Origin of the sequence: Polaromonas sp. AER18D-145 (assembly GCF_002379095.1) — a bacterium.
Classification (GTDB): domain Bacteria; phylum Pseudomonadota; class Gammaproteobacteria; order Burkholderiales; family Burkholderiaceae_C; genus Polaromonas.
The window spans coordinates 52,020-66,525 of record NZ_NBZV01000011.1; the positions used below are offsets into that span (position 1 = coordinate 52,020).

A 14,506-nucleotide genomic window follows, 5' to 3' on the forward strand; every position below is an offset into this window, starting at 1 on the left:
GCGCCCCCCCGGGGGGCAGCGCAGTACACGAAGTGACGAGCGTGGGGGCTCATAGTGCCTCCCTGCGCTTGATTTCTTTTTCAATGTATTCCTGGATCTCGCCCCACTCGTGCAGGAACTGCCGGCGCGTGACCTCGAACAGGCCCAGTCCGGTCAGCATGACAAGTGCCGCACCGAACCAGCTGTTGACGCTCTTGGCGTCCAGCGGCACGCCCAGAAACTCCAGCTTGGAGCCCAGCGTGGTATTGAGCTGCAGGTGGTAGACCATTTCGATCATGGCGCCGGCGCCCAGCAGCAGGACCAGCGCGGTGACCGCCAGCGCCAGGTAGCTGCCCCACAGTTGCCTGAGCTTGCCATACAGTGCCACGCGCAGGTTCATCATGATCAGGCTGGCAATGCCGCCGGGGGCGTACATGACCATGAACAGGAAAATCAGGCCAAGGTAAAGCAGCCAGGCCTTGGTGAACTCGGACAGCAGCACAAAGGCCAGCACCATCAGGATGGCCCCAATGATGGGCCCGAAAAAGAAGGTGGCGCCGCCCAGGAAGGTGAACAGCAGGTAGGCCCCCGAGCGTGCGGCGCCGACCACTTCCGCGGTGACGATCTCGAAATTGAGCGCGGCCAGTCCGCCCGAGATGCCGGCAAAAAAGCCGGCAATGATGAAGGCGATGTAGCGGACCTTCTGGGTGTCGTAGCCCACGAACTCCACGCGTTCCGGGTTGTCGCGCACGGCATTGAGCATGCGGCCCAGCGGCGTTCGGGTGAAGGCGAACATGGCCGCGACCGCGACGAAGGTGTAGGCGGCGATCAGGTAATACACCTGGATCTGCGGACCGAAGGTGATGCCCAGCCGGGCAGTGCCGGTCACCCGGTTGCCTGACACGCCACCCTCCCCGCCAAAAAATTCCGGGATCATCAGCGACAGTGCAAAGACAAGTTCACCCAGGCCCAGCGTGATCATGGCAAAGGTTGTACCGGACTTGCGGGTGGTGACATAACCGAACAGCACCGCAAAACCCACGCCGGCCAGTCCGCCCACCATGGGCACGAGTGATACCGGCAGCGACAAGGAGCCGCTGGCGACGCTGTTGAGCGCATGGATGGCCAGAAACGAGCCCAGGCCGGTGTACACCGCATGGCCGAAACTCAGCATGCCGCCCTGCCCCAGCAGCATGTTGTAGGACAGGCAGGCAATGATGGCAATGCCCATCTGGGACAGCACGGTCATGGCCAGCCCGCTGCCAAACATCAGCGGCGCGACGGCAAGAACCAGGGCGAACAGCCCCCATGTGAGCCAGCGCCCGATGTTGAGCGGCGCAAATTGGTAATGGTTTTTCATGAATCAGCTCTCCCGCTTGCCCAGCAGGCCGCGGGGCCTGAAGATCAGGATGAGCACCAGGAACAGGTAGGGAAGGATGGGCGCCACCTGCGACAGCGTGAGCTTGATGTAGGAGTTGCCGGCCACGCCCGCACTGAGCGGCAAGCCGATCTGTTGCGCCAGGGTCGCCAGCGAATAGTCAAAAGCCACGGCGAAGGTCTGGATGACGCCGATCAGCAAGGACGCCACGAACGCCCCCGACAGGGAGCCCATGCCGCCGACCACGACCACCACGAAGATGACGGAGCCCACGGTGGCGGCCATGGCCGGCTCCGTGAGGAAGGTGCTGCCGCCGATCACGCCCGCCAGCCCTGCCAGGGCGGAGCCCGCGCCGAACACCATCATGAACACGCGGGGAACGTTGTGGCCGAGGGACTCCACCGCTTCCGGATGTGTCAGCGCGGCCTGGATCACCATGCCGATGCGGGTGCGCGTCAGCAGCAGCCAGACGGAAGCCAGCATCACCAGGGCGACCAGCATCATGAAGCCCCGGGTCGCGGGAAACGGCGAGCAGACGATGCGCACGGCGGCATCGGCCGCGCTGCACAGCTCCGCAGGCGCGGTGCCCCAGACCATGCTCAGGCCCTTGACGGAATCGTTGATCAGGGTGAAAACAGGCCCCTGAAGTACTGCGGGCGGGTGGAACTCGACGGCAATGCGGCCCCAGATCAGTTGCACCAGCTCGACAATCACATAAGACAGGCCGAAGGTGATCAGCAACTCGGGGACGTGCCCGAACTTGTGCACCTTGCGCAAAAACTGGCGCTCAAACAGGGCGCCCAGCGCGCCGACGACCAGGGGCGCGGCGACCAGTGCCGGCCAGAACCCGACGAACTGGGCCACGGTGTAGCCCACATAGGCTCCCAGCATGTAAAAGCTGGCGTGCGCAAAATTCAGGACGCCCATCATGCTGAAAATCAGCGTGAGCCCGGAACTCAGCATGAACAGCAAAAGCCCGTAGCTCAGCCCGTTCAGCATCGAGATGATGAAAAACTCCATTCCTGTCGACCTTCCTCATCGGTAAAAAGTAAAAAAGCCCGATACGGCAGACCCGCTCGGGCTCCTGGTTCAGGATGACTCGCTTACGGACGTTTCATCTGGCAGCTGGTCGGCGTGCTCGAGACATAGTTGGGGTATTCCTTCAGCGGAGCCATCGTCATGCCGGTCTTCTCGGGGCTGTAGGGATACTTGGCGTCGGCTTTCTGCCAGACCGACATGTACAGCGGTTGCTGCAACTGGTGGTCGGTCTTGCGCATTTCGACTTCACCGTTGAAGCTCTTGACCTTCAGGCCCTCCATCGCGGCAGCCACTTTCACCGGATCGGTGGATTTGGCCTTGGCCATGGCCGCGCCCAGCATTTCATAGATGCGGATGGTGGAGCCGGTGTAGAAGTCGTCGTTGTACTTGGCGTTGAACTCCTTCATCCATTTGTCCATCTGCCCACCCATGTTGTAGTGGTTGTAGGCGATCTGGTAGACGCGGCCGGCACCATTGGTGCCCAACGCTGTGGGGGTGCCCGTGACGCCAGCGTAGTAGGTGAAGAACTTGCCGGTGTAGCCGTTTTCGTTGGCGGCCTTGATCAGCAGGGACAGGTCGGAACCCCAGTTGCCGGTGATCACGGTGTCGGCGCCCGAGGCCTTGATCTTGGCGATGTACGGTGCGAAGTCGCGCGTCTGTGCCAGCGGATGCAGGTCTTCGCCCACGATCTGGATATCAGGACGCTTGCGCGCCAGGGATTCCTTGGCGTATTTGGCGACCTGGTGACCGTGGGAGTAATTCTGGTTCAGCAGGTAGACTTTTTTGATGTCCTTCTGGTCCACCATGAAGCTGGACATGGCTTCCATTTTCATCGACGTGTCGGCATCAAACCGGAAGTGCCAGTAGCTGCACTTGCTGTTGGTCAGGTCCGGGTCCACCGCCGAGTCATTGAGGTACAGCACTTCCTTGCCGGGATTGCGTTCATTGTGTTTGGTGATGGCATCTGACAGGGCCACCGCCACCGAAGAGCCGTTGCCCTGAATGATGTAGCGCGCGCCCTGGTCGATGGCGGCTTTCAGCGCGTTCAGGCTTTCTGCGGGGCTGAGTTTGTTGTCGATGGGGGTGATTTCAAACTTCACGCCAGCCGGGTTGCCGGCGCCGCTGAATTTTTCGGCAAAGAACTGGTAGCCCTTGATCTGGCTGACGCCCACCGGTCCCAGCAACCCGGTCAGAGGGTCAATTCGGACCATCTTGACGGTCTCGCCCTTTTGGGCGAAGGACACACCGGCAGCCATCATCATGGCCGTCGCTGCAACAATTTTCATGGTCAATTTCATCAAATGTCTCCTTGTTAACTGATAAGGGCAGAGTACAAGTTTTTGTGCGCTGCAGCGTAGGGGATTGCCCGTAAAAACCGGCCTGGCTATCGCGCAGGTGACAAAGTACCGTGGCAGAAAAATCCGGGCATTCCGCAGCGCGGAATGAACCGCGCTGCCCGGCCCGTTGCCGGCCACGGCAAGGCTGGCATCACACGCCGGGCAAGGTGTAGTCCTTGAGCTGCTCGCGCAGGCGTGTCTTGAGCATTTTTCCGGTCGCGCCCAGGGGAATCGCATCGACAAACACGACGTCGTCGGGAATCTGCCACTTGGCCGTCTTGCCTTCGTAGAAACTGAGCAATTCCTCGCGGGTGACTTCGGCGCCCGGCTTTTTCACCACCGCGATGATGGGTCGCTCGTCCCACTTGGGATGCCTCACGCCAATGCAGGCCGCCATGGCCACGGCGGGATGCGCCACGGCGATGTTTTCAATGTCGATGGAGCTGATCCACTCGCCGCCCGACTTGATCACGTCCTTGCTGCGGTCGGTGATCTGCATGTAGCCATCGGGGTCGATGGTGGCGACGTCGCCGGTCGGGAACCAGCCGTCGATCAGCGGATTGCCGCCCTCGCCCTTGAAGTACTCGGCAATGATCCAGGGGCCCTTGACATGCAGGTCGCCGAATGCCTTGCCGTCCCAGACGATTTCCTTGCCTTCGGGGTCGACAATTTTCATGTCCACACCGTAGATCGCCCGCCCCTGCTTGAGCCGGATCTTCATCTGCTCGTCCTTGGACATGCTCAGGTGCTTGTTCTTCAGCGTACACAGCGTGCCCAGCGGCGACATCTCGGTCATGCCCCAGGCGTGCAGCACCTCGACGCCGTAGTCCTCCTGGAAGGCGTGGATCATCGCGGGGGGACAGGCCGAGCCGCCAATGACCGTGCGCTTGAGCGTGGAGAATTTGAGGCCGGCGGGCTTCATGTGGCCCAGCATCATCTGCCAAACGGTGGGCACGCCGGCGGCATAGGACACCTTCTCGGCTTCGATCAGTTCATAAATCGACTTGCCGTCCAGTGCCGGACCGGGAAACACCAGCTTGGCGCCAGTCAGCGCGGCCGAGTACGGAATGCCCCAGGCGTTGACGTGGAACATGGGCACCACGGGCAGGATGGAATCGCGTGCGCTCAGGCACATCACGTCGGGCAGCGCCGCGGCGTAGGCATGCAGGATGGTCGAGCGGTGGCTGTACAGCGCCGCTTTCGGGTTGCCCGTGGTGCCGCTGGTGTAACACATGCTCGAGGCCGAGTTCTCGTCAAAACTGGGCCAGCGGTAGTCGGTCGGGTGCGGGGCGATCCAGGCTTCGTAGCTGCTCAGATTGGGGATGCCGCTGTCCGCGGGCAGCTTGTCCGCATCACACAGCGCGATGTAATGCTTGATGGTCGTGCACTTCGCATGGAAGGCCTGGACCAGCGGGAGGAAGGACATGTCAAAACACAGCACCTGGTCCTCGGCGTGGTTGGCGATCCAGGCGACCAGGTCAGGGTGCAGGCGCGGGTTCAGCGTGTGCAGCACACGGCCGGAGCCGCTGACGCCGAAATACAGCTCAAGGTGGCGGTAGCCGTTCCATGCCAGCGTGGCGACCCGGTCGCTGAACTGCAGCTTGAGCGCATCCAGCGCGCCGGCCACCTGGCGCGAGCGGCGCGCCACATCCCGGTAGGTGTAGCGGTGAATGTCGCCTTCCACACGGCGCGAAACAATCTCTGCATCGCCGTGATGGCGCTCCGCAAAATCGATCAGCGATGAAATCAGCAGTGGCTGGTTTTGCATCAAACCCAACATGGTTTTGTTTCCTTTCTTGTCCGCTAAAAATTCTGTGCCGTTCGGCAGCCTGGTAAGCGCATGGTAACGCCCGTGAAGCGAGTTCTGGACCCACCAGCGCCTCAATCAGCACCTTGGCGACAGCGCAGGGACGGTGTCTTTGTTTTTCTTGACGTGCATCACGGTCGGCCAGGTGCCGGGCCCGCCACGCGAACCACCATGCCGCACTGTGCGCCGCTGCGTCCGGTGCCGGCAAGAGATGTCGTTGCTCCGACAGTTTGTAGGTACAAACCCCATGCCACTCCCCGTGGCGCTCGGACATTCCAAACCGGCCAGGTCGTGCCCCGCGGCTGCGGAGACAATCGTTCCATGTCCCTTGAAGAAGCCGTTTTCCCGCACCACCGCTTTTTGCGCAGCCAGCCGTGGTTTGCCGCCCTCCCTGCCGACACCCAGACCCGACTGCTGGAGCGCACCCTCACGCTGTCGGGCCGCAAAGGCGAGGTCATGCTGGCGGCGGGTTCGCCGGTCAAGGGCTGGTATGCCGTGCTGTCGGGGCTGGTCAAGCTGCAAAGCACCTCCTGCACCGGTCGGGTGTCGGCTTTTCTCGGGGTGCCGGACGGCGAGTGGTTTGGCGAGGGCTCGGTCCTGAAAACCGAGCCGCGCCGTTATGACGTGATTGCCCTGCGCGACACTTTGCTGCTGTGCCTGCCGCGCGCCCAGTTCGATGAATTGCTGGCCCACAGCCTGCCCTTCAACCACTTTCTGGTGGCGCACCTGAACCGGCGCCTGGGCCAGGCCATGACCATCATCGAGGCGGAGCGCCTGCGCTCCCCCGAGCAGCGTGTGGCCCTGTACCTGACCCGCGTGTTCTGGCAGGGCCGGCGCCGGCTGGTGCTGTCGCAGGAAGAACTCGGCCACCTGGCCGGGCTGTCGCGGCAGACGGTCAACCGCGCCCTCAAGACGCTGGAGCAGGAAGGCCTGGTGTCGCTGGAGTTTGGCCGTGTCGCCATGCTCGATGAACAGGCCCTGGCCGCGTATGCCGTCCGGCCCGAGGGAGGATAGGGCCCCCACGCTTGTCGCTTCGCGTACTGCGCTGCCCCCCGAGGGGGCACTGCGCCTGCGGCCCGGCGAAGCCGGTTCCGCGGCCCCGGCTGGCCAAAACGGCTTAACCCCACCGGCACAGGGCTGCGGGCCGCATAGGACAATGACCGCATGAACTCTGTCATCGGCGAGCCGCTTGCTGCGATCCCAGGCCTGAAATGGGCCAACCGCTTTGCCCGTCTGGGCACGGATTTTTACACCGACCGCCTTCCCAGCCCCCTGCCCGCACCGTATTGGGTCAGCCGCAACCAGGCCCTGGCCCGCGAGTTGGGTCTGGACCATGCCTGGTTTGAATCGCAGGAAGCGCTGGCGCTGTTCACCGGCAACCAGCTAGCCCAGGGCTTGCAGCCGCTGGCCAGCGTCTACAGCGGCCACCAGTTCGGCCAGTGGGCCGGCCAGCTCGGTGACGGCCGCGCCATCCTGCTGGGCGAGCTGGCCACCCCGGGCGGGCCGCAGGAAGTGCAGCTCAAGGGCGCCGGCATGACGCCTTACTCCCGCATGGGTGATGGCCGCGCCGTGCTGCGCAGCTCGATCCGCGAATACCTCTGCTCCGAGGCCATGCATGGCCTGGGCATCCCGACCACGCGCGCCCTGTGTGTCACCGGGTCTGATGCCAGGATCCGCCGGGAGGAGATCGAAACGGCTGCCGTGGTGACACGCACCTCGCCGAGTTTCATCCGCTTCGGGCACTTCGAGCATTTCAGCTACAGCGACCAACACGCGCAGCTCAAGGTGCTGGCCGATTTCGTGATCGACCACTTTTATCCCGCCTGCCGCGAGAGCAGCCAGCCTTATGCCGCCTTGCTCCAGGCCGTCAGCGAACGCACCGCCCGCCTGATGGCGGCCTGGCAGGCCACCGGCTTTTGCCACGGCGTGATGAACACCGACAACATGAGCATCCTGGGCCTGACCATCGATTACGGCCCTTTCCAGTTTCTCGATGCGTTTGACCCCGGCCACGTCTGCAACCACTCGGACACCCAGGGCCGCTACGCCTACAACAAGCAGCCCAACATTGCCTACTGGAACCTGTTTTGCCTGGGGCAGGCCCTGTTGCCGCTGATCGAGGTGCAGGACCAGGCGCTGGCCGCGCTGGAGTCCTACAAGACCGTGTTTCCCGACGCGCTGGAGGCCCGCATGCGCGCCAAGCTGGGCCTGCCGGATGCCCGCCCGGAAGACAAGGCCCTGATCGAAGCCGCCTTCAAGCTGCTGGCCGCGGACAAGGTGGACTACACCATCTTCTGGCGCCGCCTGTGCCATTTCGGCACGCCGCAGGGGCGTGAAGCGGTACGCGACCTGATTCTGGACCGGGCCGCCTTCGATGCCTGGGCGCTACAGTATTCGGAGCGCCTGGCGTACGCAGATACTGGGCTGGCGGCCGATTTGATGCTGAAGAACAATCCGAAGTATGTGTTGCGCAACCATATCGGCGAACAGGCGATCCAGGCCGCGAAACTAAAAGATTTTTCAGGGGTCAACACCTTGCTGACCCTGCTGCAGGCCCCATTTGAAGAACACCCGGACCATGACAGCCATGCCGGTTTTCCGCCCGACTGGGCGGCCTCCATCGAAATCAGCTGCAGTTCGTAAGCAGACTCAAGAAGTCATTTCCAAAGGTAAAGCCATGCCCCCGAAAATCCAGAAAACCGATGCCGAGTGGAAAGCCCTGCTCGCCGAGAAAGGGGCCGAACCCGGCGCTTTCCAGGTGACGCGCCAGGCGGCCACCGAACGCGCCTTCACCGGCAAGTACGACAAGAATTTTGCACCGGGCACTTACCGCTGCATCTGCTGCGACGCCGAACTGTTCGACGCTTCGTCCAAGTTTGACGCAGGCTGCGGCTGGCCCAGTTTTTCGCAAGAGGTCCGGGAGGGCGCGATTGAAGAACATGTGGACCGCGCCTACGGCATGACACGCACAGAAACCGTCTGCGCCAACTGCGGCGCCCACCTGGGCCATGTGTTCCCGGATGGGCCCACACCCACCGGCCTGCGCTACTGCATGAACTCCGCCTCGCTGGATTTCAAGAAAAAGTGATCAGCCCCCACGCTTGTCGCTTCGCGTACTGCGCTGCCCCCCCACGGGGGCGCATTTTTCCTTGGGGCGGCCCTGCGGAAAAACAGCCCCCACGGTCGCTCACTGCGTGTAGCTCCCTGCCCCCCTGGGAGGCCGCTGCGCCTGCGGTCTGGCGAAACCAGTCCCGCGGCCCCTGCTTGAAAAAGCGGCACGCAACGAAGTGACGCCTGCTCTTGCCATCCTTTTTGCCACCGATAATCAACCCATGAAAATTCTGTTCGATTTCCTGCCCATTGTTCTTTTCTTCGGCATGTTCAAGTACGCCGAGGCCAACACCGCGTGGTCGGCCCAGACGGCGACCGACTGGCTCGGCTTCATGGTCTCCGGTGGCGTGGTGGGAATCGCCGAGGCGCCGGTGCTGCTGGCGACGGTGGTGGTGATCCTGGCCACCCTGGGGCAGATCCTCTGGCTGGTGGCGCGCGGCCGCAAGATAGACACCATGCTCTGGGTCAGCCTGGGGCTGGTGACCATGCTCGGCGGTGCCACGATTTATTTCCACAGTGAAAGCTTCATCAAGTGGAAGCCCACCGTGCTCTACTGGGTCATGGGCGGCGCGCTGCTGGTCGGGCAGCTGGTGTTCGGCAAAAACGGCATCCAGTCGCTGATGGGCGCGCAGATGGCCCTGCCCGACGCGATCTGGCGCAAGGTCAACTACAGCTGGATCGCGTTTTTCGCGGTCATGGGTGTGCTCAACCTGTGGGTGGCGTTCAACTTCCCGACGGCCACCTGGGTCAACTTCAAGCTGTTCGGCGGCCTGGGCCTGATGCTGGTTTTTGTGCTGGCGCAGGCTGTTTTCCTGAACAAACACGTCAAGACCGAACCATGATGCCCGCGGCCCCCACCACCGCCCTGCCCGTCCACGCGGCCCGGATCGAGGAACAGCTGCGCCAGCGCCTGAGCCCGAGCCTGCTGGAAGTGATCGACGAAAGCGCGGCGCATGCCGGCCACGCAGGCGCCAATGCCCAGGGTTTCGGCAGCCATTTTCGCGTGCGGATTGCGAGCCCCGCCTTTGCGGGCAAGAGCCGCGTCGCGTGCCACCGGCTTGTGTATGATGCACTGCAAAATTTCATTGATCAGGGCCTGCACGCGCTGGCCATTGAAATCCTTCCACCCCCCTGATTTTCGGCCTACGCCCAGAGCGGCGCCGTTCCTCCATCAACGACTACCCAAGGAAACCCCATGAAAAAGCAAGTCTTACTGGCAGGCGCCCTCACCGGCCTGATGGCGCTGGGCGCATCGGGTGCCTTTGCCCAGAACATTGCCATCGTCAACGGCAAGGCCGTGCCCAAGGCCCGCGTTGACGCGCTGGCGCAGCAGCTGGCGCGCTCCGGCCGTCCGGTCACCCCCGAAATGCAGGGCCAGATCAAGGAAGAAGTCATCGCCCGCGAAGTGTTCATGCAGGAAGCCGAGAAACTCGGCCTGTCGGCCAGCAACGACTTCAAGACGCAGATGGAACTGGCCCGCCAGGCCATTCTGATCCGCGAGTTGTTCGCCGATTTCCAGAAGAAAAACCCGGTGACCGATGCCGATCTCAAGGGCGAGTACGACAAGTTCGTTGCAGCCAACGGCGGCAAGGAATACAAGGCGCGCCACATCCTGGTGGAAAAGGAAGACGAAGCCAAGGCCATCATTGCCAGTCTGAAAAAAGGCGGCAAGTTTGAAGACATCGCCAAGAAGTCTTCCAAAGACGCCGGCTCCGGCGCCAACGGCGGCGACCTGGACTGGGCCAACCCGAGCAGCTATGTGCCCGAGTTTGCCGAAGCGATGACCAAGATGAACAAGGGCCAGCTGACCGACGTGCCGGTGAAAACCCAGTTCGGTTACCACGTGATCCGCGTGGACGACATCCGCACCGCCCAGTTGCCACCGTTCGAGGAACTCAAGCCGCAGATCGCGCAGCAGATGCAGCAGCAAAAACTCGGCGCCTTCCAGCAAGGGCTGCGCGAAAAGGCCAAGGTCGAGTGATCAGCGGGGCAGGCCGGAGCGTCTGCCATCGCAAAAAAAAGCAGCTCTTGAGCTGCTTTTTCATTTCTGCCCCGGGTTTCAGACCGCGGGCGGATCAGTTTCCCTTTCTGCATGCCGGGGTCCGGCCACTGCGGCGATGAACGCCTCGATCGCGCCGGCTACGTTGCCGGCCTTGGCCATCAACAGGCCGGGGTCGGCCTTGCCACCCGGCAAGGTGGCGGGCAGGCCTGCCTTGTCGATCAGGGCGCGCGAGGCGCCCAGCACCAGCAGGGATTTGCCATGGCGGTACTGGTCACGGATGAACTCCATGGTGTGACCGTCCCTGGCCAGCGCCGCCACGGCCTGCTCGCCGTCAGGCAGTACCAGGGCGTCAAACAGGAAGCCGGGTTCATTTTCCAGGGAAGCGTCCGCCTCCAGGGTGTCGCCTTCCAGGGTGGTCACCGGTCCAATACGTGGCGCCACCAGGCGCGGGACGGCGCCCTGCGCAAACAGCGCCGCCTGCACTTGGGCGATCGAGTCGCCGGCCACGCCGGGCGCGACCAGAACCACCACTTTGCGGCCCTGGATGGAGCCGTCACCGGGTCTGGCCAGCAGGGACAGCGTCGGCGACACCGTGACCTCGGGCTTGGCCGGCTTGGCGAGTGCCCGCGGCAGCGCTGCGGGCAAAGCGTCCATGCCCAGGCCCTCGGCCACTTCGCGGGCCAGCGCTTCCGAGGCATTGCGCAGCGAGGCCACCATGCGTTCGCGGATGGCGGGCACGGTGACCTTGCTCAGTTCGAAACGGAAGGCGGCCGCGATGTGTGCCTGCTCGACCGGCGTCTGGCTGTCGTAAAACAGCGTGGCCTGGGTGTAGTGGTCGGCGAACTTCTCGGGCTTGCCGCGCACCTTGGCCTGCTCCTCTTTGGCCTGCAGTCGCGCGGCCACCGACACAAACCCTTGGGCCGCGCCCGCCTGGAAGGGGCAGCCGCCGGCCAGCGAGTTGGGCTCATAAGAGACCCGGCCGCGGTGGAGGGCCTGGCGGTGCATGCCGTCGCGCTGGTTGTTGTGCACCTGGGCAATCGGCGCATTGATCGGGATCTCATGGAAGTTGGGCCCGCCCAGGCGCGAGATCTGGGTGTCTACGTAGGAATGGATGCGCCCGGCCAGCAAGGGGTCGTTGGAAAAATCAATGCCGGGCACCACATGCGCCGTACAGAAAGCGACCTGCTCGGTCTCCGCGAAAAAGTTGTCGGGGTTGCGATTCAGCACCATGCGGCCCACCTTCTGCACTGGCACCAGTTCTTCCGGAACGAGCTTGGTGGCATCCAGGATGTCGAAGCTGAATTTCTCCGCCTGCGCTTCGGTGAAGATCTGCACGCCCAGTTCCCATTCGGGGTAGGCGCCCGACTCGATGCGCTCCCACAGGTCGCGGCGGTGGAAATCCGGGTCGGCACCGGAGATCTTCACTGCCTCGTCCCACACGAGGGAGTGCGTGCCGTATTTCGGCTCCCAGTGGAACTTGACGAACACCGACTCGCCCGCCTCGTTGACAAAGCGGTAGCTGTGCACCCCGAAGCCCTGCATGGTGGCGTAACTGCGTGGAATGGCGCGGTCGGACATCACCCACATCAGCATGTGCGTGGACTCGGGCATCAGCGAGACGAAGTCCCAGAAGGTGTCATGCGCGCTGGCGGCCTGCGGCATCTGGTGGTGAGGCTCGGGTTTGACGGCGTGCACCAGGTCGGGGAACTTCATCGCGTCCTGGATGAAAAAAACCGGCATGTTGTTGCCGACCAGATCCCAGTTGCCTTCGTCCGTGTAGAACTTGACGGCAAAGCCACGCACGTCGCGCGCCGTGTCCTTGGAGCCGCGCTCGCCGGCCACCGTCGAAAAGCGCACGAACACCGGTGTTATCTTGCCGGCTTCCTTGAACGGCGCCGCCTTGGTGAAACGCGTCTGCGGTTCATAGGCTTCGAAAAAACCGTGCGCAGCCGAACCGCGGGCATGCACGATGCGCTCGGGAATGCGCTCATGGTCGAAGTGGGTGAGTTTCTCCCGCAGCACAAAATCTTCCAGCAGGGCCGGCCCACGCAGGCCGAACTTGAGGGAGTTCTGGTTGTCGGCGATGGCCACCCCCTGGTTGGTGGTGAGGACGCGGCCAGCGGAATCGACGCGCACACGGTCCAGCGGCTCGATGGTGGCATTGAGGCCTTCCGGCGCAACGCTGCCGGTTTTTTCGGAACCGTTTTCCTCGGTCAGGGTGCTGCCGCCGGGCAGCCTCGATTCGGGCTTCACCGTGGCCCCGCGCTGAGGGGCAATGGCGTTGGCAAAGCCATGCTCGGCAGCTTTGGTCGGGTTGTGCGGCATGGCCGCCACCAGGGCCTCCACCTGGGCCATCTTTTCGGCGGGCAGGTCGGCACCGGTGTCGGATGGCCGGTGCGCGGGGCCACTGTCGGTGTTGCGTGCGGCGGCTTGGGCGCCCGGCTTGCGCATGTCGGCCGGCGGATTGGTTTTGGGCATGGTTTTGAGAAAGTGGGTAGAGGCAAAATCGCCACCAATCACCCTAAGATTGCGCCGCGCTGCGTTATGTAGGACGCGATCCTGAGCACAGGACGGAAAACCGGCGGCCCGCGGGCTTCCCGGGGAAAGGTCGACCTGGTCCTGGTCACCCATGCCCATTTCGACCACTTTGCCGATGCGCCGGCGCTGGCGAACAATGCCCGATGTACGGGCCCGCCGGCAGGCACCGGACGGTGTCCACGATAGGCATCCTGCCGGTCAAACTGGCACCGCGCTTCGGCAAGGGCGGCACCATCGTGCCCTTTGGCCCGAACGACGATCCAGCCGGCCCAGGGTCTGCCCAAAGGCCTTGATGCTGGGGCCCGCTACCTGTCGGCCTTCATCGAGGAAATGAAGTCCTCGGGCTTTGTGGCCGCCGCGCTGGCACGGCACAGGATCGAGGGTGCGGCGGTGGCGCCTGCCGCACGCTGACCCCGGTGGTGAGCTGCGGCGACCGGCCCCTGCGTCAGGCGGGTGCGGCCGGCGCTGGCGTCTCCCAGGCGAAGCTGCCGCGGTAGGCATGCCAGCTCGCATGCCCCAGCCAGGGGCCGACCACCAGCAGGCCCAGCGCCCAGGGCAGCAGCATCGCGCCGAGGACCAGCAGCACGATCAGCGCCCCCCAGACCAGCATGGGGCCGGTGCGCCCCGCCACCACCTGGATGCTGGCAATGCCGGCGGTGATGGCATCGGTGTCCCGGTCCAGGATCATCGGGATGGACACCACGCAGGTGGAAAACACCAGGCCGGCGAAAACGCCACCCACCACGGTGTACACCGCGATGAACTGCCAGTTCTGGGGGTTGAACACCGCCTTCAGCACGCCGGCCGTGCTCGGCATGCCGGTGTTGAAAAACACGGCAAAAACGACCAGCGAGGCCCGACCCCACAGCAGCTCCAGCAGCATCACCACCAGCACCAGCATGCCCATGCTGCCCAGATGGCTGTCCCAACAGGTCAGCGAGGCGCCCAGGCTCTGCGGCAACCCCTGCTCGCGCCGCCGGCTGGACTCGTACAGCCCCATGGCCAGGAAGGGGCCGACCAGAAAACAGCCGGATACAAAGGACATGGTGTACTGCGGCAGGTTGCGGAACACCGCGCCCAGCACCACGGCCATGAGCCAGAAACAGATGCCATAAAACAGGGCAATGCCGCGCGCCGCCATCAGGTCATGCCAGCCGGCGCGCAACCAGCGCACGGGGTCGCTCAGGCGCAGCGGCTGCAACACGCGAACCTGCGGCACTGGCGGCGTGGCAAGGGCTTCGGTGGAGGACTCGGGGGGATGGGCAGAGGCGTTCATGAGGCATTGAACCGCGTGTACCGTCTCCGCGCATCAGGAC

Annotated in this window: 13 protein-coding genes and 1 pseudogene; 8 read left to right on the forward strand and 6 right to left on the reverse strand. The window is 63.7% G+C overall.

Going from position 1 to position 14,506, the window contains the following annotated elements:
- Positions 1-49: 49 nt before the first annotated feature.
- The 4 genes from B7G52_RS08150 to B7G52_RS08165 all read right to left on the reverse strand — a co-directional run bounded on the left by B7G52_RS08150 (position 50) and on the right by B7G52_RS08165 (position 5,512).
- The gene (locus B7G52_RS08150) at positions 50-1,339 is read right to left on the reverse strand and encodes a branched-chain amino acid ABC transporter permease (RefSeq protein WP_096697122.1); all 1,290 of its coding nucleotides are present in this window, start codon (positions 1,337-1,339) and stop codon (positions 50-52) included.
- A gap of 3 nt (positions 1,340-1,342) precedes the next feature.
- A complete protein-coding gene (locus B7G52_RS08155; protein ID WP_096697123.1) occupies positions 1,343-2,377 on the reverse strand; it encodes a branched-chain amino acid ABC transporter permease in 1,035 nt (344 codons plus the stop codon).
- A gap of 83 nt (positions 2,378-2,460) precedes the next feature.
- Entirely contained in the window at positions 2,461-3,693 is a 1,233-nt protein-coding gene (locus B7G52_RS08160) for a branched-chain amino acid ABC transporter substrate-binding protein (RefSeq protein WP_096697124.1), read from the reverse strand.
- A gap of 190 nt (positions 3,694-3,883) precedes the next feature.
- On the reverse strand, positions 3,884-5,512 hold the full coding sequence (locus B7G52_RS08165) for a 3-(methylthio)propionyl-CoA ligase (protein WP_096697125.1): 1,629 nt from the start codon (positions 5,510-5,512) through the stop codon (positions 3,884-3,886).
- A gap of 348 nt (positions 5,513-5,860) precedes the next feature.
- Between B7G52_RS08165 and B7G52_RS08170 the strand changes: the two genes are divergently transcribed.
- From B7G52_RS08170 to B7G52_RS08200, 6 genes are all read left to right on the forward strand, one after another.
- Positions 5,861-6,553: a Crp/Fnr family transcriptional regulator gene (locus B7G52_RS08170; protein ID WP_096697126.1), complete on the forward strand. Its 693-nt coding sequence runs from the start codon at positions 5,861-5,863 to the stop codon at positions 6,551-6,553.
- 150 nt (positions 6,554-6,703) lie between these two features.
- The gene (locus B7G52_RS08180; RefSeq protein WP_096697128.1) at positions 6,704-8,182 is read left to right on the forward strand and encodes a YdiU family protein; all 1,479 of its coding nucleotides are present in this window, start codon (positions 6,704-6,706) and stop codon (positions 8,180-8,182) included.
- A 34-nt stretch (positions 8,183-8,216) separates the two neighbouring features.
- Positions 8,217-8,627, forward strand: coding sequence for a peptide-methionine (R)-S-oxide reductase MsrB (msrB, locus tag B7G52_RS08185; RefSeq protein ID WP_096697129.1), 411 nt, complete (start codon positions 8,217-8,219; stop codon positions 8,625-8,627).
- Positions 8,628-8,871: 244 nt separating this feature from the next.
- Positions 8,872-9,492 (forward strand): septation protein A, encoded by a 621-nt coding sequence (locus tag B7G52_RS08190; protein ID WP_096697130.1) that lies wholly within the window; start codon positions 8,872-8,874, stop codon positions 9,490-9,492.
- Entirely contained in the window at positions 9,492-9,785 is a 294-nt protein-coding gene (locus B7G52_RS08195; protein WP_096697155.1) for a BolA family transcriptional regulator, read from the forward strand. The genes B7G52_RS08190 and B7G52_RS08195 overlap by 1 nt, the downstream gene beginning before the upstream one ends.
- 60 nt (positions 9,786-9,845) lie before the next feature.
- The gene (locus B7G52_RS08200; RefSeq protein ID WP_096697131.1) at positions 9,846-10,631 is read left to right on the forward strand and encodes a peptidylprolyl isomerase; all 786 of its coding nucleotides are present in this window, start codon (positions 9,846-9,848) and stop codon (positions 10,629-10,631) included.
- A 78-nt stretch (positions 10,632-10,709) separates the two neighbouring features.
- Here the strand turns inward: B7G52_RS08200 and B7G52_RS08205 are convergent, their stop codons facing one another.
- Positions 10,710-13,130, reverse strand: coding sequence for a catalase (locus tag B7G52_RS08205; protein WP_096697132.1), 2,421 nt, complete (start codon positions 13,128-13,130; stop codon positions 10,710-10,712).
- 141 nt (positions 13,131-13,271) lie between these two features.
- Here B7G52_RS08205 and B7G52_RS24005 point away from each other — a divergent pair, with 141 nt between their 5' ends.
- Together B7G52_RS24005 and B7G52_RS23570 are read left to right on the forward strand one after the other, a co-directional pair.
- Positions 13,272-13,376, forward strand: coding sequence for a hypothetical protein (locus B7G52_RS24005; RefSeq protein ID WP_240523368.1), 105 nt, complete (start codon positions 13,272-13,274; stop codon positions 13,374-13,376).
- Positions 13,377-13,448: 72 nt separating this feature from the next.
- Positions 13,449-13,601 (forward strand): annotated as a pseudogene (locus B7G52_RS23570) (ABC transporter substrate-binding protein); the annotation flags it as partial.
- A 34-nt stretch (positions 13,602-13,635) separates the two neighbouring features.
- Here B7G52_RS23570 and B7G52_RS08215 read toward each other — a convergent pair.
- Positions 13,636-14,466 (reverse strand): DUF2189 domain-containing protein, encoded by an 831-nt coding sequence (locus tag B7G52_RS08215; protein ID WP_096697133.1) that lies wholly within the window; start codon positions 14,464-14,466, stop codon positions 13,636-13,638.
- Positions 14,467-14,506 lie beyond the last annotated feature (40 nt).

Coding starts and splice junctions, on each gene's coding strand:
- B7G52_RS08150 (WP_096697122.1), bottom strand. CDS start 1,339: ATGAAAAACCATTACCAATTTGCGCCGCTCAACATCGGGCGCTGGCTC.
- B7G52_RS08155 (WP_096697123.1), bottom strand. CDS start 2,377: ATGGAGTTTTTCATCATCTCGATGCTGAACGGGCTGAGCTACGGGCTT.
- B7G52_RS08160 (WP_096697124.1), bottom strand. CDS start 3,693: ATGAAATTGACCATGAAAATTGTTGCAGCGACGGCCATGATGATGGCT.
- B7G52_RS08165 (WP_096697125.1), bottom strand. CDS start 5,512: ATGTTGGGTTTGATGCAAAACCAGCCACTGCTGATTTCATCGCTGATC.
- B7G52_RS08170 (WP_096697126.1), top strand. CDS start 5,861: ATGTCCCTTGAAGAAGCCGTTTTCCCGCACCACCGCTTTTTGCGCAGC.
- B7G52_RS08180 (WP_096697128.1), top strand. CDS start 6,704: ATGAACTCTGTCATCGGCGAGCCGCTTGCTGCGATCCCAGGCCTGAAA.
- msrB (WP_096697129.1), top strand. CDS start 8,217: ATGCCCCCGAAAATCCAGAAAACCGATGCCGAGTGGAAAGCCCTGCTC.
- B7G52_RS08190 (WP_096697130.1), top strand. CDS start 8,872: ATGAAAATTCTGTTCGATTTCCTGCCCATTGTTCTTTTCTTCGGCATG.
- B7G52_RS08195 (WP_096697155.1), top strand. CDS start 9,492: ATGCCCGCGGCCCCCACCACCGCCCTGCCCGTCCACGCGGCCCGGATC.
- B7G52_RS08200 (WP_096697131.1), top strand. CDS start 9,846: ATGAAAAAGCAAGTCTTACTGGCAGGCGCCCTCACCGGCCTGATGGCG.
- B7G52_RS08205 (WP_096697132.1), bottom strand. CDS start 13,130: ATGCCCAAAACCAATCCGCCGGCCGACATGCGCAAGCCGGGCGCCCAA.
- B7G52_RS08215 (WP_096697133.1), bottom strand. CDS start 14,466: ATGAACGCCTCTGCCCATCCCCCCGAGTCCTCCACCGAAGCCCTTGCC.